This window comes from Mycobacterium sp. Aquia_213 (assembly GCF_026625985.1).
GTDB lineage: Bacteria > Actinomycetota > Actinomycetes > Mycobacteriales > Mycobacteriaceae > Mycobacterium.
The window spans coordinates 2,849,323-2,870,826 of the sequence record NZ_CP113116.1 but is presented as its reverse complement, the minus strand read 5'-3'; the positions used below and the strand labels follow the sequence as shown (position 1 = coordinate 2,870,826).

Here is a 21,504-nt window from a genome sequence, read left to right as displayed (position 1 = left end):
TAGTTGCCTCATTGGTCCCACTCGCTCCCGACTGGCCCCAACTAGCTACGCCGTCAGCCTACCGGCCGACGGCCCGAACGATCCCATACGTCCAACCCGCAATGGGCAGGTCATGATGCGGTTTGACGGGCTTTGCCGCGGGCTTCCCGACGGGCCCTGGGGAGCGCCTTCTGGCAACGCGTGTTCCGCCGCCGCACCCTGCCCCTCGCCCCCACCTTGGGACCGGCGCCGTTCAATCATACGGGCTGGACCAGGCCCTCTTCGGTGGGCGGCCCGGCGGATGGTTTCACTGTGCATCGCGCATGCTGCCGACCAGATCCTCCATCAGGTCCTCCATCGCCACCATCGCCACCACGCCGCGGCCGTCGGTCACCAGTGCCAGGTGGCTGTTGGTGCGGCGCATTCGCGACAGGGCATCGGCCAGCGGCAAGGTGATGCTCACGCGCGGCAGCGGGCGGACCAACGAGAGGTCGATGACCGTGTGCGGATCGTCGCCGAGCGTCAACATGTCTTTGATGTGCAGGTAGCCGATGAACCTCCCGTCAGCGGCCGCGACGGGGAAGCGGGAGTAGCCGGTCTGCGCCAGGGCGCTTTCGACGTCGCCGATCGTGGGCCCGGATCCCGGCGCTGCCACCGGCACCGCCCGCACGTCGTTGAGCGAGACGGCCACATCACCGACCACCCGGCTGCCGATCTGCAGCGCTCGGGTCAGCCGGGTGTGCTCCTCGGGGTCCAGCAGGCCTTCGGACACCGATTCGGCGATCATCGCGCTCAGCTCGTCCGGTGAGACCGTGATGTCGAGCTCGTCTTTGGGTTCCACGCGCAGCAGATGCAGGATCGCGTTGGCGCATCTGTTGTAGAAGACGATGAACGGCCGCGCGACACGCACGTAGGCCAGGTAGGGCGGCACCAACAGCATCGCCGTGCGCTCCGGGCCGGCCAGCGCGATGTTCTTGGGCACCATCTCGCCCAGCAGCACGTGCAGCGTCACCACCAACCCCAGCGCGATCACGAATGACAACGTGTGCCGCAACGCCAGGGGCATCCCGGTCAGCCCAAACGCCGAATGCAACAGGTTGGCGACCGCCGATTCACCGATGCGCCCGAGCAGCAGCGAGGCCACCGTGACGCCCAGCTGCGAGCCGGCCAGCATCGAGGCCAGCTGCTCACCCGCGCGGATCACGGTGACCGCTCGCTTCTTACCTTGTTCGGCCAGTGCCTCGAGCCGGTCGCGCCGGGCCGAGATCAGCGAGAACTCCGCGCCCACGAAGAAGGCATTCGTCGCGATCAGCATGATCGCCAGCAGCACTCCGAGCGTGTCGTTCATCGTTGGCCCTGCTCCGCGTTTTCGGTACTCGTGCTCAGTTCGGTCAGCTCCAGCAGATCGATCCGCCGGCCGTCCATCTGAATCACCTTCGCCCGCCAGCGAATTGAGATGTCCAACAAGCCGTCTCCGTCGAGCGCGGTCAGCTCGACGGTTTCGCCGACCACCGGGATGTGGCCGAGCTCGCGCAGCACCAAGCCGCCGATCGTTTCGTATGGTCCTTCGGGCGCTCGAAAACCCGTGGCGGCGGCCACCTCGTCGGTGCGCAGCAACCCCGACACCTGCCAGCCGTTGCCCGCCGCCACGACATCGGGTGTGGCGTCGTCGTGTTCATCGCGGACGTCGCCGACGATCTCTTCGATCAAGTCCTCGACCGTCACGATCCCCGCGGTGCCGCCGTATTCGTCGACGACCAACGCGGTCTGCAGCGGGTTGGCCCGGATCTCGGCCATCACCGCGTCACCGTCCAGGGTCGACGGCACCACCGGCACCGACTGCACGAGCGCGGTCAGCAGTGTCGCCGCGCGCTCTGCCCGCGGAACGTTGAACACCTGCTTGACGTGCACGATGCCGACCGTCTCGTCGAGATCGCCGTCGACGATGGGGAAGCGGGAGAACCCGGATTCGGCGGCCGTGGCAATCAGGTCGGCAACGGTGTCGTCGGTCTGTAGCGCCACGATTTTCGACCTCGGCGTCATCAATTCCTCGGCGGTCCGGGCGCCGAACTGAAGCGATCGCCGGACCAGCGCGGCGGTCGCGGGATCCAGGGCGCCGGCGCGCGCGGAGCTACGCACCAGCGAGAGCAACTCCTGCGGTGAGCGCGCCGACCGCAGCTCTTCGGCCGGTTCGATGCCCATCTTCCGCACGATCCAGTTCGCCGCCCCGTTGGTCAGCCGGATCACCGGAGTGAACAGCAACGAGAACATCAGCTGAAAACCGGTGACGGCACGCGCGGTCGACAGGGGGCGCGCCACCCCGAGGTACTTCGGCACCAGCTCGCCGAAGACCATCGACACCGATGTCACGATCACCATCACCATGAACGCGGTGATCCCGTCGCCCACCGAATCCGACACACCAAGGGCGTCCAGCCACGGGTGCGGCAGGTCGGCGACCATCGGTTCGGTTAGATAACCGGTCACCAGCGTGGTGATCGAGATGCCCAGCTGAGCACCCGATAGCTGGAACGACAGCCGGTCCTGGGCGCGCTGGATGTAGCGGTCGCGCCGACCGCCCTTGCGCGCGTTGGCCTCCACGGTGCTGCGGTCCAACGCCGTCAGCGAGAACTCGGCCGCCACGAATATCGCGTTGCCGAAGGTCAGCCCCGCAATGGCGAGCACGCTGACGAGGGTGACTGTGAGGTTCATGGCGGGTGCGGCTATCGCGATGGCCCGGGAGACGATAGTCGAGCCGGTCGCCGTTTCGCCCGGAAGCCGGCGGGCGCGACGGGTGCCTGCGGCACGTCATCCCTTTCGCTTGATGCCGCGCAGCGCGCTGCTGCGGGCGAGTAGATCTAGAAATTCACATGGTAGCGAAGACATCTGGCCCGATCGGCTACGACGTGCCTTCCTGCACTAGCGGCGTCACCAGCCCAGCGGAAGCGGGTGGCCCTCGGCGAAGCCCGCGGCCGACTGCACACCGACGACGGCTTGCTCGTGCAGCTCCGTCAGGGTCGACGCACCGACGTAGGTGCAGGTGCTGCGCAGGCCCGAGGTGATGTGGTCGAGCAGGTCCTCGACGCCGCCCCGGTCGGGGTCCAGCCCCATCTTCGACCTCGAAATGCCCTCCTCGAACAACGCCTTGCGGGCGCGGTCGAACGCGCTGTCCGCGCCGGTGCGGGCCACTACGGCACGCTTGGATGCCATGCCGTAACTCTCCTTGTACGGCTGGTCGTCGCGGTCGCGCATCAGGTCGCCGGGCGACTCGTAGGTGCCGGCGAACCACGAGCCGATCATGACGTTCGACGCCCCGGCGACCAGGGCCAGCGCAACATCCCGCGGATGGCGGATCCCGCCGTCAGCCCAGACGTGACCGCCGAGTTCCCGTGCAGCAGCAGAACATTCGAGCACAGCCGAGAACTGCGGGCGCCCGACGCCGGTCATCATCCGGGTGGTGCACATCGCGCCGGGCCCGACGCCGACCTTGACGATGTTGGCCCCGGCGCTCAGCAGGTCCCGGGTGCCGTCGGCCGACACGACGTTGCCCGCCGCCAGCGGGAGACCCAACTCCAGCGACGCCACGGTTTTGATCGTGTCCAGCATCCGTTGCTGATGCCCGTGCGCGGTATCGATGACGAGCATGTCGACGCCGGCCTCGGCCAGCGAACGGGCCTTGGCGCCCGCGTCGCCGCTGATGCCGACGGCAGCACCGACGCGTAGCCGGCCCACGGCGTCAGTGGCCGGGGTGTACAGACCGGCACGCACCGCCCCCGTCCGGGTCAGGACGCCGGCGAGCTTGCCGTCGGCCGCGGTGATGACGGCGACCTCGATCGGGGCGTGATCGAGCAGGTCGAAAATCTTGCGCGGCTCGGTGCCCAGCGGGGCACTCACGAAGTCGGACACGGCCACGTCGCGAACCCGGGTGAAGCGGTCCACGCCGGCGCAGGACGCTTCGGTGACCAAGCCGATGGGGCGGCCCTCGAAGACCACCACCGCGGCGCCGTGTGCCCGCTTGTGGATCAGCGCGAACGCGTCCGACACCGAATCGTCGGGCGACAGCGTGACCGGGGTGTCGAGCACCAGGTCACGGCTTTTGACGAACTCGACGGTCTGCTGGACCGCGGTGATCGGGAGATCTTGCGGCAGGATCACGATGCCTCCGCGCCGCGCGACCGTCTCGGCCATCCGCCGCCCGGCCACCGCCGTCATGTTGGCGACGACCACCGGGATCGTGGTGCCAGACCCGTCGCCGGTGGACAGATCGACATCGAACCGCGACGTGATATCGGACCGATTCGGCACGATGAACACGTCGTTATAGGTCAGGTCGTAGCCGGGCCGGTCTCCGTTCAGAAACTTCATCGCACTCGCCCCACCCTTTAGCGCCCCTCGATCAAAACCTTAGTTGCCCGTTAGGCCGGCACTTCGGTGCGGTCTCCGCTCCACAGGGTGTGGAAGCGTTTGTCCGGGTCGCCGTCGATGCGCCCGTAGGTGTGGGCGCCGAAGAAGTCGCGCAGGCCCTGGGTCAGCGCGGCGGGCAGCCGCTCGGTGCGCAGGGCGTCGTAGTACGACAGCGCCGAGGCGAACCCGGGGATCGGAATGCCCAGCTGCGTGGCGGTCACCACGACGCGGCGCCAGCTGTCGATCGAGGCCTCGATGGCCTCGCGGAAGTACGGCGCGACGATCAGCGACGGCAGGTCGGCGTTCTCGTCGAAGGCGTCTTTGATGCGGTTGAGGAATTTCGCCCGAATGATGCAGCCGCCACGCCAGATGGTGGCCATATCGCCGGGGGTGATGTTCCAGTCGTACTCGATGCTGCCGGCCTGGATCTGGTTGAAACCCTGGGCGTACGCGATGATCTTCGATGCGTACAGCGCGCGGCGCACATCCTCGGTGAACTGCGTTGCGTCGGATGGCTTTTCGCCGAGGTCGCCGGAGGCCAGCCCCGTAGTGGCCTTGCGCTGGGCCACCGACCCGGACAGGGCACGGGCGAAGACCGCCTCGGCGATACCGGTCACCGGCACGCCCAGGTCGAGCGCGGATTTCACGGTCCAGCGGCCGGTGCCCTTCTGCTCGGCCTCATCCAGGATGAGATCGACCAGCGGTTTGCCCGTCTTGGCGTCGGTCTGTTTGAGCACCTCGGCGGTGATCTCGATCAGGTAGCTGTCCAGGTCGCCCTTGTTCCACTCGGCGAAGACGTCGGCGATCTCGGGTGCGGACTTGCCCAGCCCGTCGCGCAGCAGCTGGTAGGCCTCGCCGATCAACTGCATGTCGGAGTACTCGATGCCGTTGTGCACCATCTTGACGAAGTGGCCCGCGCCGTCGGGGCCGATGTGGGTGCAGCATGGCACGCCGTCGACGTGCGCGGAGATCTCCTCGAGCAGCGGGCCCAGCGATTTGTAGGACTCGGCCGGCCCGCCCGGCATGATCGACGGACCGTTCAGTGCGCCCTCCTCGCCGCCGGAGATCCCGGCGCCGACGAAGTGCAGCCCGCGCTCACGAATCGCCTTTTCGCGGCGGATGGTGTCGGTGTAGAGGGCGTTGCCGCCGTCGATGATGATGTCGCCTTCTTCCATGGCGTCGGCGAGCTCGTTGATCACCGCGTCGGTGGGGTCGCCCGCCTTGACCATGATGATCACCCGGCGGGGCTTCTCCAGCGCGTCCAGGAATTCCGCGATGGTTTCCGAGCGGACGAAGTTGCCCTCGTCGCCGTGCTCGGAGAGCAGCACATCGGTCTTGGCGATCGACCGGTTGTGCAGCGCCACGGTGTAGCCGTGGTGGGCGAAGTTGCGGGCGAGATTCGAGCCCATGACTGCCAGCCCGGTGACGCCGATCTGCGCGGTACCAGTCTTCGAATCCTTGGAATCCTGGGCACTCATGTCTTCGCCTCTCAAGGTTGGAGAACTTTTGCTACACGGTTTCCGTCACACTGTGGCACAGCGGAGTTACGGTCCGCCAAAGGGATTCGCCGTGGCCTGCGCTAGAGGTTGAACAGTCGCTTGAGCTCGGTGAGCCAGGGCACCGCCAGCGCGACGGTGGGCACCACCAGAACGGCGGCCGCGGCCAGGTAGGCGGCCACGGAAAGCAGCACGCTGTTGCCCCTTCCGGACAGCCGGCGCACCCGCACCACGGTACTGGGACCGCCCGCGGCCAGCGCACCGGACGGCGCCCGCCCGGCGGCGCAGGCCACCAGCGCGCGGGCCAGGGGAGTGCGTCCGGCCGCGCGCACCGCGGCGTCGTCGGCGAGCAGTTCGACCAGCAGCTGCACGGCGCCCAGCGCATTGGAGCTGCGGACCAGCCGCGGGAAGGCGGCGTGCACGGCGGTGAACGCTTCCAAAACCAGGTCGTGCCGGGCGCGCAGATGAGCCCGCTCGTGGGTCAGGATGGCCGAGACTTCCTCGTTGTTGAGGGTGGTCAGCGTCCCTTCGCTGACGACGACCCGGCTGCGGACGCCCGGCAAGCAGTAGGCCAGCGGTTCCGCCACCTCCAAGACGCGCAGGTCGCGGGTGCGGGCACAGGGTTGAGCAAGGGCCGCGTCGTGTCCTACCCCGACGAGGTCGACCACCATCCGGTGGTGAGCCCGCCGGCGCCGGTTGGCAATCGCGACCCGCAGGACCGCGACCACCAAGCGCACCCCCACCAGTACGGTCAGCGCGAACGCGGCAATGTAGGCCGTCCATAACGGCCAGCCGAGCCGCCCGGCCGCACCGACGATGCTGGCCGTGGGCCGGCCATCGGGGCCGGGCATCAGGATTCGGGTGGTGATCGCGATACCGGCGCTAAACGCCGAGAGCACGGCGGCCACCGCGATGGCTTGCCACAGCACCATCGCCGCACGCGGTGCACGCAGTGGCCAGGACGCTCGCGCTAATAGGGCTGGCGTAGGGCCGATCAGCAGCACCGCGAGGAAAGTAAAGGCCAACGCGGACACATCACCAGTGTCCCTCAGTCCGCGGGTCTAGCGCCAGCTCATCGCGTATTGCGTTGATTTGCTTCCAGTTCGGCGAGCGCGCGCCGCAGCGCCTCGGCCTCATCAGCGCCGACACGCTCGACAAAGTGCACCAGCGCGGCTTGCCGGCCGCCGGAGTCCTCGGCCTGGGACAGCGCATCCACCATCAGGCCGGCGACCAGCTCGTCGCGGCCGTGCACGGGTGCGTAGCGATGCGCCCGGTCGTCGCGGATCTGGGATACGAGATTCTTCTTGGCCAGCCGCTGCAGCACGGTCATCACCGTCGTGTACGCGAGGTCGCGGCGCGCTGACAAGTCTTCGTGCACCTGACGGACCGTCTGCGGTTCGGGCGTGGACCACAGATGGTCCATCACCGCGCGTTCCAGGTCCCCCAGCCGTGTCAGCTTGGCCATAGTTCGTTCATCTCCATCAGCGTTGAAACAAGCGTACTCCGGCTTACTACCGCCGGTCGTAAAGACATCCGGCCTAATCGGTGTCCGACCATCCGTACGCCTGCGCCCGGTCGGCTGGGTCCAGACTACCCCTTGCAAAGTTAGGGCAGCCTTGCCTATACTCATGGAGGTCGAGCGCAACAGGCCGCCGGAGTGTCCAGAGGGCTGCTGTGACCCCCGGTCTACTCGATCGGCGAGCCCCGTGCCTTAGTGCACGGGGCTCGCCTGTTCTTTGCCACCTCTTCGCGATCACCGGATTTGGCGATGGTGTAGACAACAGAGCGTGTCAACGTCGCCAGACGCGGTGATTCCCCACGGTTTCACCGCACCATTCGATAACGAGCTGGGCCTGCGGTTCACCGAGCTCAGCCCCGACGGCGCCCGCGCCCAGCTAGAGGTCACACCCAAACTGCTGCAGCCGATGGGCCTCGTCCACGGCGGTGTCTACTGCGCGATGGTGGAGAGCATGGCGAGCGTGTCCGCCTTTATCTGGCTCGCCACCCAGGGCGGCGGCGAGGTCGTGGGTGTGAACAACAACACAGACTTCCTGCGGTCGATCCGCTCGGGAACCGTGTTCGGCGCCAGTGAGCCGATTCACCGCGGCCGGCGCCAGCAGTTGTGGTTGGTCACCATCACCGACGACAACAAACGCGTCGTCGCTCGGGGCCAAGTGCGGCTGCAGAATCTCGAGGTCCAGCGCAGCGACGGCTGAGCGTCACCGCCGCGTCCACGGGAGGCAACCGATGCGGTGGCATGGCAATATCGCAGAGCATGCGTCTGACGCCGCACGAGCAGGAACGGTTGCTGCTGTCCTACGCTGCCGAGCTGGCCCGCCGCCGCCGTGCCCGGGGCTTGCGGCTCAACCATCCCGAAGCCGTCGCGCTCATCACCGACCACATCCTGGAAGGCGCACGCGACGGCCGCACCGTTGCGGAGCTGATGACCAGCGGGTGCGAGGTGCTCGGTCGCGATGACGTGATGGAGGGAGTACCGGAGATGCTCGACGACGTGCAGGTCGAAGCGACGTTTCCGGACGGCACCAAGCTGGTCACCGTCCACCACCCGATCCTATGATTCCGGGCGAAATCCTTTACGGCGCTGGGGATATCGAAATCAATGCGGGCGCGCAACGGATCGAGATACAGATCCTCAACACCGGTGATCGGCCCGTGCAGGTGGGTAGTCACGTCCACCTTCCGCAGGCCAACTCGGCGCTGTCGTTCGATCGCGCCGCGGCCCACGGCTTCCGGCTGGACATTCCGGCGGCCACCGCGGTCCGGTTCGAACCCGGCGTCGCCAGGACCGTGGGCCTCGTCCCGCTCGGGGGCGGTCGCGAGGTGCACGGCCTGACGCTGAATCCGCCTGGACGACTGGACATCTGATGGCATACCTGTCCCGGGAGCAGTACGCCCAGCTGTACGGCCCGACTACCGGCGATCGAATCCGGCTGGCCGACACCGATTTGCTGGTCGAAATCACCGAAGACCACAGCGGGGGACCGGGACTGGCCGGTGACGAGGCGGTGTTCGGCGGCGGCAAGGTGCTGCGCGAGTCGATGGGCCAGGGACGTGCGTCTCGGGCCGAGGGCGCACCCGATACCGTGATCACCGGTGCGGTGATCGTCGATCACTGGGGAATCATCAAGGCCGACATCGGTATTCGCGATGGCCGGATCATTGCGTTGGGTAAGGCCGGCAACCCCAACACGATGACGGGTGTGCATCCGGATCTGGTCGTCGGACCCAGTACCGAAGTCATCGCGGGCAACGGCCGCATCGTCACCGCGGGCGCCGTCGACTGTCATGTGCACCTGATTTGCCCGCAGCTGATGTCCGAGGCGCTGGGGTCTGGGATCACGACGATCCTGGGCGGCGGCACCGGTCCCGCAGAGGGCAGCAAGGCGACCACCGTGACCCCGGGGTCCTGGCACCTGGCCCGGATGCTCGAGGCGCTCGACGGCTGGCCGGTGAACTTTGCGCTGCTGGGTAAGGGAAACACCGTCAACGGCGAGGCACTCTGGGAGCAATTGCGGGGCGGCGCTGCGGGTTTCAAGCTGCATGAGGACTGGGGATCCACCCCCGCGGCCATCGACGCCTGCCTGACCGTCGCGGATGATTCCGGCGTTCAGGTGGCGTTGCACACGGACACCCTCAACGAGATGGGCTTCGTCGAAGATACGCTGGCCGCGATCGCCGGCCGCTCGATCCACACCTATCACACCGAGGGCGCCGGCGGCGGCCACGCTCCCGACATCATCCGGGTTGCCGGCCAGCCGAACGTGCTGCCCAGTTCCACCAACCCGACCCGCCCGCACACGGTGAACACCCTCGACGAGCATCTGGACATGTTGATGGTCTGTCATCACCTCAACCCTCAGGTACCCCAGGATCTGGCCTTCGCCGAGAGCCGGATTCGGCCGTCGACGATGGCGGCCGAAGACCTGCTGCACGACCTCGGCGCGATCTCGATGATCGGCAGCGACTCGCAGGCGATGGGCCGCATCGGGGAAGTGGTGCTGCGCACCTGGCAGACCGCGCACGTGATGAAACGCCGGCGCGGGGCACTGCCGGGCGACAGCGCCGGCTGCGACAACCTGCGGGTGCGGCGCTATATCGCCAAATACACCATCTGCCCGGCCGTCGCGCACGGACTCGACGGCGAGGTCGGCTCGGTGGAAGTCGGCAAGCTGGCCGATCTTGTGCTGTGGGAGCCGGAGTTCTTCGGGGTCCGGCCGCACGCGGTGCTCAAGGGCGGCATGATCGCCTGGGCGGCGATGGGTGATGCCAACGCATCAATCCCGACCCCGCAACCGGTGCTGCCGCGTCCGATGTTCGGCGCCGCACCGGCAGCCGCCGCGGCCACCTCCGTGCACTTCGTTGCGCCACAGGCGATCGAGGCGGGCCTGGCCGAGAAGCTCTCGGTAAACCGGCGATTGGTCGCGGTACGCAACACCAGGGCGCTCGGCAAAGCCGCGTTGCCGCTCAACGATGCGCTGCCCGACATCGAAGTGGATCCGGATACGTTCACCGTGCGCGTCGACGGCGAGGTCTGGCAGGAGCAGCCGCCCGCCGAACTGCCGATGGCCCAACGCTATTTCCTGTTCTGACTCACATGTCTGCACTGGCGACGCTGCTCACCCTGGCCGATTCGCGACTCCCGGCCGGCGCTCACGTGCATTCCGGCGGCGTGGAGGAGGCAGTCACCAGCCGCCTGGTGACCAACCTGGACACCCTGGAAGCCTTCTTGCGCCGCAGAATTCGCTGCCACGGGCTGGTCACCGCGTCCATCGCGGTGGCGGTTCACCGCGGTGAGCTCGACCCCGGGCAAGCCGATTTGGAGACCGATGCCCGCACCCCGGCGCCCGCGGCTCGGCAGGCATCGCGCAGCCAGGGCCGCGGGTTGGCGAGGCTGGCACGACGGGTCTGGCCGGACATCTGTTGCGACGAACTCGGTGCACAGCCGCACCTCGCGGTCGCGGCCGGACGAGTGGGCGCCGTGAGCGGTCTGAACCCGGAGCAGAGCGCGCTGGCGATCGTCTACACCACGATGACGGGCTCGGCAACCGCGGCCCAGCGGCTGCTCGCCCTGGACCCGGCTGACGTCGCGGCGCTGACGTTCCGGCTGGCCGAGGTGTGCGAGCGCACCGCCGCGCAGGCGGCCGCCGGACTGGCCGACTTGTCGGACCCTTTGCTCGATACCTTGGCCCAGCGCCACACCGAACGCGAACGGCCGCTATTCGTGTCCTGAAAGGAACGCCATGCCAGCACATTCCCACAGCCATCCGCATCCGCACACCGAACGGCCGAAACGCGTCAGGCAGCCGGGGGAGCCGCTGCGCATCGGCGTCGGCGGCCCGGTGGGCTCCGGAAAGACCGCACTGGTCGCCGCGCTGTGCCGGCAGTTGCGTGACGAGCTGTCGCTGGCGGTGCTGACCAACGACATCTACACCACCGAAGACGCCGACTTCTTACGCAAACACGCTGTGCTGCCGAACAACCGGATCGCCGCCGTGCAGACCGGCGGCTGCCCGCATACCGCGATCCGCGACGACATCACCGCGAACCTCGACGCGATCGACGACTTGATCGCCGCGCACCAGGCGCTGGACCTGATCCTGGTCGAGTCCGGCGGCGACAACCTGACCGCGACCTTCTCGTCGGGCCTGGTGGACGTCCAGATCTTCGTCATCGACGTGGCCGGCGGCGACAAGGTGCCACGGAAGGGCGGTCCAGGGGTGACGTATTCGGATCTATTGGTAGTCAACAAGATTGATCTAGCACCGTTGGTGGGCGCCGACCTGGATGTGATGGCTCGCGACGCCGACGCCGTGCGCGACGGCCGACCGACTGTGCTGCAGTCACTGACCAAGGACCCGGCCGCCACCGAGGTGCTGGCCTGGGTGCATGCGCAGCTGTCGGCCAATGCACTCTGACGTTTTGCTGGTCGCGTCGCGTGACCGCTTGCCGCGCATCCAGTGCAGCGGCGGTATGCAGGCCCGCTGCACCGCGCCCGACACGGTGCACCTGGTGTCGGCAGCCGCCACCCCGTTGGGCGGCGACACGATCAACATCCGGGTCGTCGTCGAGACCGGCGCGGTTTTGAAACTACGCAGCGCCGCCGCCACCGTGGCCCTGCCCGGGGCGAAAACGCTGACATCGCACGCCGACTGGTACATCGAGGTGAGCGGGAGTCTCGATGTCGATCTCGAGCCGACGGTCGTGGCCGCCGATGCGCGGCATGTGTCGACGGTGGCGGTGGTACTGCGAGATGACGGCCGGATTCGCTTGCGCGAGCGCGTGCAGATCGGCAGATGCAATGAGTGCGAGGGCTTCTGGTCAGGATCGCTACGGGCCGACCGTCACGACCGCCCGCTGCTGCGGCACCGGGTGGAACTGGGCGCCGGGTCGGTGGCCGACGACCGCATCGCGGCACCACGAGCGACTATTAGCGAATTATGCTACCCAGCAATGGAATCCACGGACATGCCTAGCGAATCGACCGTCCTGACGTTGGCCGGTGGCGGGACGCTCAGCACGTGGCAGGCCGGCCGGCTGGTCGGCTAACTCGCGGCTCGGGCAGTCTCGGACTCCCGGGCCTCCGCGGCCAATTCGGCCAGCTGTTCAATCCGTGTGCGCGCAAACGCCTGCTGGTCGGTGATCGTCAGCTGGCCACGCCGCGTGCTCAGGAACGTCACGGTCCAGGACAGCAGCGTGGTGATCTTGGTCTTGAACCCGACCAGATACACCAGGTGCAGCACCAGCCAGATCAGCCAGGCGATGAAACCGCTGAACTCCAGCGGGCCGATCTTGGCCACCGCGGAAAACCGCGACACCGTGGCCATGGAACCCTTGTCGAAGTACTGGAATGGCTCACGTTCGGCGGGGTCGGCCCCGGCGAGTTCGGCCTTGATCGCGCTGGCCACGTACTTGGCGCCCTGGATCGCACCCTGCGCGACCCCCGGCACGCCCTCGACGGCGGCCATGTCGCCGACGATGAACACGTTCGGGTACCCCGGGACCGACAGGTCGGGCAGCACTTTGACGCGGCCGGCCCGGTCCAGTTCGGCGGGCGACTGCTCGGCGATATCGCGCCCCAACCGGCTGGCCTGCACACCGGCCGACCAGACTTTGCAAGCGGATTCGATCCGCCGGATGGTGCCATCGGAATCCTTGACCGTGAGGCCGTTGCGGTCCACGTCGGTGACCATCGCACCCAGCTGGATCTCGACGCCCATCTTCTCCAGCCGCGCTTTGGCCCGCTCACCGAGCTTTTCGCCCATCGGCGGCAAGACCGCCGGGGCGGCGTCGAGGAGTATGACCCGAGCCTTCGTCGAATCGATATGCCGGAACGCACCTTTCAGGGTGTACTCGGCCAATTCGGCTATCTGCCCGGCCATTTCGACGCCGGTGGGTCCGGCCCCGACGACGGTGAAGGTCAGCAGCTTCCTGCGGCGCTCGGGATCGCTTGACCGCTCGGCCTGTTCGAAGGCGCTCAAGATGCGGCCGCGCAACTCGAGCGCGTCATCGATCGACTTCATACCGGGCGCGAATTCGGCGAAGTGGTCGTTGCCGAAGTACGACTGACCGGCACCGGCGGCGACAATCAGGCTGTCGTACGGAGTTTCGTAGCTATGGCCGAGCAACTCCGAGACGACGGTTTGGTTGGCCAGGTCGATGTGGGTGACGTTGCCGAGCAGCACCTGGACATTGCGCTGATTGCGCAGCACAACCCGTGTCGGAGGAGCGATCTCACCCTCGGAGATGATCCCGGTGGCGACTTGGTACAGCAACGGCTGGAACAAGTGATGCGTGGTGCGGGCGATCAACTTGATGTCGACGTCGGCCCGTTTGAGTTTCTTTGCCGCGTTGAGTCCGCCGAATCCCGACCCGATGATCACAACTCGGTGCCGTCGCTTCGGTTCAGCTGTAGCTTCTTGCTGAGGGCTCATTGGTTTGGATGCTCCTGGTGGGGCTTCGTCTCGCGCGGTGTCAGTTAGCTATAACGGTAGTCACCCGGCCGCCCCGAAACCCAGGTAGTAAGCCTGTGCAATCAACCACATCGGCACGTTGCCGCTGGTCGCGGCAACGTGATTCGCGTCATGTCCGACGCCGAATGCGACCTCGGTTACATGTCCAGCAGTGGCCGCAACAGCTCGGCGGCGGTAGTGATGACACCTGGTGTGTACCCATGCGCGGCGAGACTAATAATCAGGCCCTCGACGCCGACGTCGAGCACTTTCGTCTTGATCTGTTGGGCAACGACTTTGGAGTTGCCCATCACCAGAATCCCAGGCGCACTGGGGATCTGGGCCGGCTTGTCGTCCTCGTTGAAGAACCAAGCCGGGCAGCCGCGGCTCTCACCGTCGCCAGCAGCTAGGGAAATGAAGCGAAATGCGCTCTAGGCAAAACGTGCGAGCGCACCGTGGCTGACGTGCAGCGTCTGGCCGGTGATGTGGCGGGCCGCCGGAGTCGTCAGGAACAACGCCAACCGGGCGACCTCTTCTGCGACCGAAGGCGGTGTACGCGAAAGGCCGTCGTATCCGGCCTGGGCGCTGCGCCCGCTCGCCACGGCGTTGACCGTGATGCCGCGAGTGCCAAAGATGCCGGCCTGTCCGGCAACCCAGCTCGACAGCGTGGCTTTGATCGCGGCGTCGACGCTGGCCGCGGGCGGGTTTTCCGGTATGACACTGATGATGGAGCCACCGGAGCGCAGGTGGTCACCGACCGCTTGGACGGTCAGCACCGCCGACAGCACGGTCGCGTCGAGGGCGTTGTGCCACACGGCGGCGGTGTCGGATATCGAGTAGGTGCGAGGGTCGCCGTCGTCCCAGCAGCTATCGGGCACGTTGACGATGGTGTCCAGGTGATGGGGGAACAACCCACGAGCCTCTTCGAGGCTGGCCGGGTTGGTGGTGTCGCAGACGATCGCGTCGACGTCCAGCTCTTTGGCGGCGACCTCGAGATCGCTGCGCCGCGCACCCACGAGGGTCACCTTGTGACCGTCATCGCGAAAGCCCTCGGCTACTGTCCGCCCAAGATCCGTGTCGCCGCCGGTGACCAGCACCTCCACTGCCGTGACCTCCTCGTGTTCAACGTTGAACCCACAGGGCCAATGCCCGGGACCTCAGCGCGTATGGCCTAAATCTACGTCGATGTTACTGGACAGTAGCTCTAAGGGGAAACTAAGGACGCCGCGACGCGCAGACAAATTTCGATAACTCTTTGGTCGGCACCTCTTAACCAGCCGCAAGTTAAGGTCTGACCATGCGTCGGATCGGGATTCTGGCCGGGTTGGTGTCCACGACGCTCGTCGCGGGCTTGGTGGCGTGTGGCTCGAAGACGCCGTCGTCGTCACCCGGTCAATCGCCGTCGCCGACGGGCTCGATCGTGGTGTTCGCCGCGGCCTCACTCAAGCCCGCGTTCACCCAGCTCAGTCAGCAGTTCAAAACCGACAATCCCGGCAGCGGTGTCGAATTCGAATTCGCGGGCTCCTCCGAACTCGCCACGCAGTTGACGCAGGGCGCGAGCGCCGACGTCTTCGCGTCGGCGGATACCGCCCAGATGGACGTCGTCATCAAGGCCGGGTTGCTGGCCGGGAGCCCGACGAATTTCGCCGCCAACACGCTGGTCATCGTCACCGCGCCGGGCAATCCGCGCAACATCGGCTCCTTTGCCGACCTGGCCAAACCGGGAACCAGCGTCGTGGTCTGTCAGAAGCCGGTGCCCTGCGGAGCGGCGACCCTGCGCATCGAGAACAGCACCGGGGTGCACCTCAACCCGGTCAGCGAGGAACCCAGCGTGAGCGATGTCCTCAACAAGGTCACCAGCGGTCAGGCGGACGCCGCGCTGGTCTATGTCACGGACGCGAAGAACGCCAAGGACAAAGTCGCGACGGTCAACTTTCCCGAGGCCGCCGGCGCGGTCAACGTCTACCCCATCGGGGTATTGAAAAAGGCGCCGCAGGCGGCGACGGCGCAGAAGTTCGTGACCCTGGTGACGTCGGATGCGGGCCAGAAGATCCTGGCGCAGTCGGGCTTCGCAAAACCCTGATCGTGCGCCGACCCACGAACCTGCCCCGGTGGGTATTTGTCCCCGCCGCCGTCGGGGCCGCCTTCGTGGTGTTGCCGCTGCTGGCGATCGCGATCAAGGTTGATTGGCCGAATTTCTGGTCGCTGATCACCAGCTCGTCGTCGCAGACCGCGCTGCTGCTCAGCCTCAAGACCGCGGCCGCGAGCACCGTGTTGTGCGTGCTCCTGGGCGTGCCGATGGCCCTGGTGCTGGCCCGCAGCACGGCGCTGCTGGTCCGGCTGCTGCGGCCGCTGATCCTGCTGCCGCTGGTGCTGCCGCCGGTGGTGGGCGGCATCGCGTTGCTCTACGCATTCGGGCGGCTCGGATTGATCGGGCAGTACCTGGAGGCCGCCGGGATCAGCATCGCCTTCAGCACCACCGCCGTGGTGCTGGCCCAGACGTTTGTCTCGTTGCCGTTTCTGGTGATCTCCCTCGAGGGCGCGGCCCGCACCGCGGGATCCGACTATGAGGTGGTCGCCGCGACGCTCGGGGCACGGCCGAGCACGGTGTGGTGGCGGGTCACCCTGCCGCTGCTGTTGCCGGGTTTGATGTCCGGCGCGGTGCTGGCGTTCGCCCGTTCGTTGGGGGAATTCGGCGCGACGCTGACCTTCGCGGGCTCGCGCGAGGGGGTCACCCGCACCCTGCCGCTGGAGATCTACCTGCAACGCGTGACCGACGCGAATGCCGCTGTGGCACTGTCGATTCTGCTCGTCGCGGTGGCCGCGCTGGTGGTACTCGGGCTGGGTGCTCGCCGGCTGACCGGAACAGACGCGAGGTAGCGGGGCCGTGAGCGAGTTGCAGCTTCGCGCGGTGGTCGCCGACCGCCAGTTGGATGTGGAGTTCTCGGTGTCTGCAGGCGAGGTACTCGCCGTGCTCGGACCCAACGGCGCGGGTAAGTCGACCGCCCTGCACGTCATCGCCGGCCTGGTTCACCCCGATGAGGGAGTCGTGCGGCTGGGGGATCGGGTGTTGACCGACACGGCCGCCGGGATCGATGTGGCGACGCACGACCGCCGGGTCGGGCTGTTGTTACAGGACCCGCTGCTGTTTCCGCACCTGAGCGTCGCCGCCAACGTGGCGTTCGGGCCGCACAGCCGTCGCGGCCTCTTCCGGTCTGCTCGCGCCGACGAGAAGCAGGTGGCCCTGCGCTGGCTGCGCGAGGTGGACGCCGAGCAGTTCGCCGACCGCAAACCGCGGCAGCTGTCCGGCGGTCAGGCCCAGCGGGTGGCGATCGCGCGAGCGTTGGCCGCCGAGCCCGATGTGCTGCTGCTCGACGAACCGCTGACCGGCCTGGACGTCGGGGCCGCCGCGGCTATCCGGGCGGTGTTGCGCACCGCCGTCGCCCGCAGCGGCTGCGCGGTCATCCTGATCACCCACGATCTGCTCGACGTGTTCACCCTGGCCGATCGGGCGCTGGTGCTCGAGGGCGGGAAGATCGCCGAAGTCGGACCGGTGCCCGAGGTGCTCACCGCGCCGCGCAGCCATTTCGGTGCCCGCATCGCGGGCGTCAATCTGGTCAACGGAACCATCGGGCCGGACGGCTCGCTGCACACCCGCACCGGCGTCCACTGGTACGGGACGCCCGCCGAGCGGCTGGGCGCCGAGCTGACCAGCGGACAGGATGCGATCGCGGTGTTCCCGCCGACGGCGGTGGCCGTTTACCGCGACCTGCCGCACGGCAGTCCCCGCAACTGCGTCGACCTCACCGTGGCGGAGCTAGACGTTCGCGGACCCGCGGTCGTGGTACGCGCCCAGGAGCAGCCCGACGGAGCCCCGGGATTGGCCGCCGAGATCACCGTCGACGCCGCCGCCGAGCTGCGGCTGACACCCGGAGACCGGGTGTGGTTTTCGGTCAAAGCGCTCGAAGTGTCGCTGTATCCGGCCGCACCGCGACACACCGACCCGCGGTGAACTGCGCAGACCTGACGTAGGTCGCGCTCCGGCAACATCGCGAAAACCGCCTCGCATCGCCAGCACGGCACCCTTGCGTCACAGCGGTAACACGGTAGGTTCGTCGCCATGGATCAGGTGGACACAAACTCGCAACGGCGCAAAGGTTTGTGGGCGACGCTGGCGATCGCCACGGTGGCCAGTGCCAGTGCCGTCACCTTCGCGTTGCCGGCCCCCGCGAATGCCGATCCCGAGGTCCCGACTCCGGTTCCGGCAACGACCACCGCACCGGCCCCGGCCGGTGCACCCGCGCCGACGACCGCGGCGCCAGTGCCGGGCGCGTCACCGGCCCCCGCCGGTCAACCGGCACCAGGCGACCCGAACGCGCCGGTGCCCCCGCCGGCTCCGCCGGTCGATCCGAACGCGCCTCCTGCGCCGCCGCCCGTCGACCCGAACGCCGCCCGAGTCACCAACGTGGTCGGTGGGTTCAGCTACCTGCTTCCCGGCGGCTGGGCCGAGTCGGACGCCTCGCACCTCGACTATGGCTCGGCGCTGCTCAGCAAGATGATCGGTCCGCCGCCGCAGCCCGGTCAGCCGGCGCCGGTCGCGAACGACACTCGCATCGTGATGGGTCGCCTGGACCAAAAGCTTTATGCCAGTGCGGAAGCCAACGACGGCAAGGCCGCCGTGCGGCTGGGCTCGGACATGGGTGAGTTCTTCATGCCGTATCCGGGCACCCGGATCAACCAGGAATCCGGCCCGCTCACCGGTGCCAACGGGATCACCGGGAGCTCGTCGTTCTACGAGGTCAAGTTCAGCGATCCGAGCAAGCCGAACGGACAAATCTGGACTGGCGTCGTCAGCGCGCCCAACGCGGCCACCGCCGGACCACCCCAGCGCTGGTTTGTGGTGTGGCTCGGGACCGGCAACAACCCGGTAGACAAGGTCGGGGCCAAAGCGTTGGCCGAGTCGATCCTGCCGTTCACCGCGCCGGCAGCAGCGGCGCCGGCTCCCGGCGCGCCTGGTCCGGCTCCGGGAGCTCCGGCCCCGGGTGCCCCCGCACCGGCCGCACCGGGCCAGGCACCCGCGAGCGAGGTCACTCCGACCCCGAGCCCCACGCCGCAGCAGACGCTTCCCGCCTGACCCACCATCGGGAGACCCGCATGCGCGTCATAGCAACTTCCGAGTACCTCGCCCTTGCCCCGCCGACGGCAGTGAGTTGGTTCGCCTACCTCGTCATCGGCGGATTCGCCGGCTGGATCGCCGGAAAGATCGTGAAAGGCGGCGGCGCCGGCATCTTGCTGAACATCGTCGTCGGCGTGATCGGCGGGTTCATCGGCGGGATGCTGCTCAGCTGGCTGCACTTCGATGTGGAACACGGCCGCAGATGGTTCACGTTCTTCACCGCGCTGCTGGGCTCGGTGATCCTGCTCTGGATCGTCGGCTTGGTGCGAAAGCGCTAAGCCTCGGCACCACAAGACATGTCGCGAATCGGCGATGAGGTTGAGCTGACCACCGCGGGGTATACGGTCCAGGTCCCCTTGTCAGCTAATACCGAAGGAGCCGGTCATGATTATGCACATCATCTGGCTGATCGTCTTGGGCCTCGTCGTCGGCTTGATTGCGCGGCTACTGGTGCCGGGCAAGCAGCCGATGGGCTGGGTCGCCACCGTGCTGCTCGGCATCGTCGGCTCGTATGTCGGCGGCACCCTGGGCAGCATCGTCTTCCCGCCGCACCAATTCGACATTCACCCACCCATCCAGCACTCGTTCCTGGGTGCGCTGGTCGGCGCGGTGATCCTGCTGTTGATCTACAAGTTCGCCACCTCGCGCACCAAGACGTTATAGAGGTCCTTGTGCTCATGCGGATCGGCGACGCATAGCGGCATTATCGGGTGATGGCCCCGCAGGCGACCACCACGACGATGACCGCGTGGCGGGTGCATCGGCCCGGGCCGATGGACACCAACCCGCTGGAGCGGGTCACCACCGAAGTGCCGCGGCCCGCGCCTTCCGAGTTGCTGGTGGCCGTGCGCGCCTGCGGGGTGTGCCGCACCGACCTGCACGTGACCGAGGGTGATCTTCCGGTGCACCGCGAGCACGTCACCCCCGGCCACGAGGTCGTGGGGGAGGTGGTCGAGGTCGGTGCCGACGCCGGAGACGGGTTCGGCGTGGGGGATCGGGTCGGCATCGCCTGGCTGCGCCACACCTGCGGTGTGTGCAAGTACTGTCGGCGCGGCGACGAGAACCTCTGCCCGCAATCCCGCTACACCGGCTGGGACGCCGACGGCGGATACGCCGAATTCGCGACGGTCCCAGCGGCTTTCGCACACCACCTGCCGAGTGGCTACAGCGACAGCGAGCTCGCGCCGCTGTTGTGCGCCGGCATCATCGGGTACCGCTCACTGCTGCGGGCCGAGCTACCGCCGGGTGGCCGGCTGGGTCTCTACGGCTTCGGCGGAAGCGCGCACATCACCGCGCAGGTCGCGTTGGCGCAGGGTGCCGAGGTGCACGTGATGACCCGCGGCGAGCAGGCCCGCAAGCTGGCGCTGAAGCTGGGTGCTGCGTCGGCCCAGGGTGCCGCGGATCCGCCACCGGTGCCGCTGGACGCCGCGATCCTGTTCGCCCCGGTCGGCGATCTGGTGCTGCCCGCCTGCGAAGCGCTGGACCGCGGCGGCACCCTGGCGATCGCCGGGATTCACCTGTCGGATATCCCGGCCCTGAACTATCAGCGTCACCTGTTCCAGGAACGCCAAATTCGCTCGGTCACGTCGAACACCCGGGCCGACGCGCGGGAGTTTCTCGACTTCGTGGGGCGCCATCGCATCGAGGTGACGACGCCGGAGTATCCACTCGGGCAAGCCGACCAGGCGCTGGCCGATCTCAGTGCGGGCCGCATCGCCGGTGCCGCGGTGCTGCTGGTGTAGCGCGGCTCAGGCCGACAGATGCCAGACCAGGGCCGCGGCCAGCGCGCCCAGCCCGTTCAGTGACCAGTGCAGCGCGATCGGCGCGATCAGGCTGCCACTGCGCCGGCGCAACCAGCTGAAGACGAAGCCCGCGCTGCCCGTCGCCAGCACCGCCAGGGTCACCCCGGCCGCCATCCCGACGAAGCCGCCGCCGAACAGCCGCGTGAAGCCGACGTTGTGACTGGTCAGCCCCAGCGAGGTGGCGACGTGCCAGAGCCCGAACAACAACGAGCCGACAAGCGCGACCCCGCGAAACCCCCAGGCCCGATGCAGCGCGCCGTGCAACGCGCCGCGGAAGGCCAGCTCCTCGGGGATCACGGTTTGCAGCGGAATGATGACCATCGAGGCGATCAGCGCACCGGAGACCGTCGCGTAGTGGTTGTTCAGGAACATCGGCCGTGTCATGGGCAGCAGTACACCGACGGCGATCACCGACGCCACCACGGCGACGGCGGCGAGCGCGTAACCCATGCCGGAGCGCCAGTGTTCGCGGCCCAGGCCCAGGTCGGCCCAGTCCAGACCCGAGGAGCGCATCAACAGCACCAGTCCCACGGCGGCCACCGGCACGGTCGCGACGCTGGCCCACGGCGTGGTGAAGTGCGCGATCAGGTTCGTCAGGACCAGCACCGCGACGACGACGCCGATATCGAAGTACAGCCGCAGCCGGTGCAGCGCCGACAGTTGCGACACCATCGGGT

General features: G+C 67.7%; 24 protein-coding genes. 14 read left to right on the top strand and 10 right to left on the bottom strand.

What is annotated here, in order from left to right:
• Window positions 1–286: 286 nt before the first annotated feature.
• From LMQ14_RS13530 to LMQ14_RS13505, 6 genes are all read right to left on the bottom strand, one after another.
• Entirely contained in the window at window positions 287–1,327 is a 1,041-nt protein-coding gene (locus tag LMQ14_RS13530) for a hemolysin family protein (RefSeq protein WP_267735204.1), read from the bottom strand.
• Window positions 1,324–2,691, bottom strand: a complete 1,368-nt coding sequence (locus tag LMQ14_RS13525) for a hemolysin family protein (RefSeq protein WP_267735203.1) — start codon at window positions 2,689–2,691, stop codon at window positions 1,324–1,326. The genes LMQ14_RS13530 and LMQ14_RS13525 overlap by 4 nt, the downstream gene beginning before the upstream one ends.
• Before the next feature lie 216 nt (window positions 2,692–2,907).
• Entirely contained in the window at window positions 2,908–4,344 is a 1,437-nt protein-coding gene (locus tag LMQ14_RS13520) for a GuaB1 family IMP dehydrogenase-related protein (protein WP_267735202.1), read from the bottom strand.
• 50 nt (window positions 4,345–4,394) lie between these two features.
• The gene (gndA, locus tag LMQ14_RS13515; RefSeq protein ID WP_267735201.1) at window positions 4,395–5,861 is read right to left on the bottom strand and encodes an NADP-dependent phosphogluconate dehydrogenase; all 1,467 of its coding nucleotides are present in this window, start codon (window positions 5,859–5,861) and stop codon (window positions 4,395–4,397) included.
• Between the two features lie 101 nt (window positions 5,862–5,962).
• Entirely contained in the window at window positions 5,963–6,913 is a 951-nt protein-coding gene (locus tag LMQ14_RS13510; protein ID WP_267735200.1) for a M56 family metallopeptidase, read from the bottom strand.
• A 38-nt stretch (window positions 6,914–6,951) separates the two neighbouring features.
• Window positions 6,952–7,344 carry a BlaI/MecI/CopY family transcriptional regulator gene (locus tag LMQ14_RS13505; RefSeq protein ID WP_267735199.1) on the bottom strand — a complete coding sequence of 131 codons (393 nt, stop codon included), beginning with the start codon at window positions 7,342–7,344 and terminating at the stop codon, window positions 6,952–6,954.
• Between the two features lie 322 nt (window positions 7,345–7,666).
• On the opposite strand from LMQ14_RS13505, the gene LMQ14_RS13500 reads away from it, so the two are divergent.
• The 7 genes from LMQ14_RS13500 to LMQ14_RS13470 are packed head-to-tail and all read left to right on the top strand — an operon-like array spanning window position 7,667 to window position 12,446.
• A complete protein-coding gene (locus LMQ14_RS13500; RefSeq protein ID WP_267735198.1) occupies window positions 7,667–8,095 on the top strand; it encodes a PaaI family thioesterase in 429 nt (142 codons plus the stop codon).
• A gap of 59 nt (window positions 8,096–8,154) precedes the next feature.
• Window positions 8,155–8,457 carry an urease subunit gamma gene (locus tag LMQ14_RS13495; RefSeq protein WP_267735197.1) on the top strand — a complete coding sequence of 101 codons (303 nt, stop codon included), beginning with the start codon at window positions 8,155–8,157 and terminating at the stop codon, window positions 8,455–8,457.
• Window positions 8,454–8,765, top strand: coding sequence for an urease subunit beta (locus LMQ14_RS13490; protein ID WP_267735196.1), 312 nt, complete (start codon window positions 8,454–8,456; stop codon window positions 8,763–8,765). Before LMQ14_RS13495 ends, LMQ14_RS13490 begins: the two co-directional genes overlap by 4 nt.
• Window positions 8,765–10,489 carry an urease subunit alpha gene (locus LMQ14_RS13485; protein ID WP_267735195.1) on the top strand — a complete coding sequence of 575 codons (1,725 nt, stop codon included), beginning with the start codon at window positions 8,765–8,767 and terminating at the stop codon, window positions 10,487–10,489. Before LMQ14_RS13490 ends, LMQ14_RS13485 begins: the two co-directional genes overlap by 1 nt.
• A gap of 5 nt (window positions 10,490–10,494) precedes the next feature.
• Window positions 10,495–11,130, top strand: a complete 636-nt coding sequence (locus LMQ14_RS13480; RefSeq protein WP_267735194.1) for an urease accessory protein UreF — start codon at window positions 10,495–10,497, stop codon at window positions 11,128–11,130.
• Between the two features lie 10 nt (window positions 11,131–11,140).
• On the top strand, window positions 11,141–11,815 hold the full coding sequence (gene ureG / locus LMQ14_RS13475; protein ID WP_267735193.1) for an urease accessory protein UreG: 675 nt from the start codon (window positions 11,141–11,143) through the stop codon (window positions 11,813–11,815).
• Window positions 11,805–12,446 carry an urease accessory protein UreD gene (locus LMQ14_RS13470; RefSeq protein ID WP_267735192.1) on the top strand — a complete coding sequence of 214 codons (642 nt, stop codon included), beginning with the start codon at window positions 11,805–11,807 and terminating at the stop codon, window positions 12,444–12,446. Before ureG ends, LMQ14_RS13470 begins: the two co-directional genes overlap by 11 nt.
• On the opposite strand, the gene LMQ14_RS13465 is transcribed toward LMQ14_RS13470, so the two are convergent.
• The 3 genes from LMQ14_RS13465 to LMQ14_RS13455 form a co-directional block, all read right to left on the bottom strand.
• Complete coding sequence (locus LMQ14_RS13465; protein ID WP_267735191.1) at window positions 12,443–13,831, bottom strand: NAD(P)/FAD-dependent oxidoreductase; 1,389 nt, start codon at window positions 13,829–13,831, stop codon at window positions 12,443–12,445. The two genes, LMQ14_RS13470 and LMQ14_RS13465, sit on opposite strands and share 4 nt — an antisense overlap.
• Window positions 13,832–14,007: 176 nt before the next feature.
• The gene (locus LMQ14_RS13460) at window positions 14,008–14,160 is read right to left on the bottom strand and encodes a hypothetical protein (RefSeq protein WP_267735190.1); all 153 of its coding nucleotides are present in this window, start codon (window positions 14,158–14,160) and stop codon (window positions 14,008–14,010) included.
• A 120-nt stretch (window positions 14,161–14,280) separates the two neighbouring features.
• Window positions 14,281–14,952 (bottom strand): SDR family oxidoreductase, encoded by a 672-nt coding sequence (locus LMQ14_RS13455; protein WP_267735189.1) that lies wholly within the window; start codon window positions 14,950–14,952, stop codon window positions 14,281–14,283.
• A 194-nt stretch (window positions 14,953–15,146) separates the two neighbouring features.
• Here LMQ14_RS13455 and modA point away from each other — a divergent pair, with 194 nt between their 5' ends.
• The 7 genes from modA to LMQ14_RS13420 all read left to right on the top strand — a co-directional run bounded on the left by modA (window position 15,147) and on the right by LMQ14_RS13420 (window position 20,767).
• Window positions 15,147–15,932: a molybdate ABC transporter substrate-binding protein gene (modA, locus tag LMQ14_RS13450; RefSeq protein WP_267735188.1), complete on the top strand. Its 786-nt coding sequence runs from the start codon at window positions 15,147–15,149 to the stop codon at window positions 15,930–15,932.
• A 2-nt stretch (window positions 15,933–15,934) separates the two neighbouring features.
• Entirely contained in the window at window positions 15,935–16,729 is a 795-nt protein-coding gene (locus LMQ14_RS13445; protein WP_267735187.1) for an ABC transporter permease, read from the top strand.
• Window positions 16,730–16,736: 7 nt separating this feature from the next.
• Complete coding sequence (locus LMQ14_RS13440) at window positions 16,737–17,861, top strand: sulfate/molybdate ABC transporter ATP-binding protein (RefSeq protein ID WP_267735186.1); 1,125 nt, start codon at window positions 16,737–16,739, stop codon at window positions 17,859–17,861.
• 108 nt (window positions 17,862–17,969) lie between these two features.
• Window positions 17,970–18,983 carry an alanine and proline-rich secreted protein Apa gene (locus tag LMQ14_RS13435; protein ID WP_267735185.1) on the top strand — a complete coding sequence of 338 codons (1,014 nt, stop codon included), beginning with the start codon at window positions 17,970–17,972 and terminating at the stop codon, window positions 18,981–18,983.
• A 20-nt stretch (window positions 18,984–19,003) separates the two neighbouring features.
• Window positions 19,004–19,303: a GlsB/YeaQ/YmgE family stress response membrane protein gene (locus tag LMQ14_RS13430; protein WP_267735184.1), complete on the top strand. Its 300-nt coding sequence runs from the start codon at window positions 19,004–19,006 to the stop codon at window positions 19,301–19,303.
• Window positions 19,304–19,409: 106 nt separating this feature from the next.
• Window positions 19,410–19,688 (top strand): GlsB/YeaQ/YmgE family stress response membrane protein, encoded by a 279-nt coding sequence (locus LMQ14_RS13425; RefSeq protein ID WP_267735183.1) that lies wholly within the window; start codon window positions 19,410–19,412, stop codon window positions 19,686–19,688.
• A gap of 50 nt (window positions 19,689–19,738) precedes the next feature.
• Entirely contained in the window at window positions 19,739–20,767 is a 1,029-nt protein-coding gene (locus LMQ14_RS13420; RefSeq protein ID WP_267735182.1) for a zinc-binding alcohol dehydrogenase family protein, read from the top strand.
• A 6-nt stretch (window positions 20,768–20,773) separates the two neighbouring features.
• On the opposite strand, the gene LMQ14_RS13415 is transcribed toward LMQ14_RS13420, so the two are convergent.
• Window positions 20,774–21,499, bottom strand: coding sequence for a CPBP family intramembrane glutamic endopeptidase (locus tag LMQ14_RS13415; protein ID WP_267735498.1), 726 nt, complete (start codon window positions 21,497–21,499; stop codon window positions 20,774–20,776).
• Window positions 21,500–21,504 lie beyond the last annotated feature (5 nt).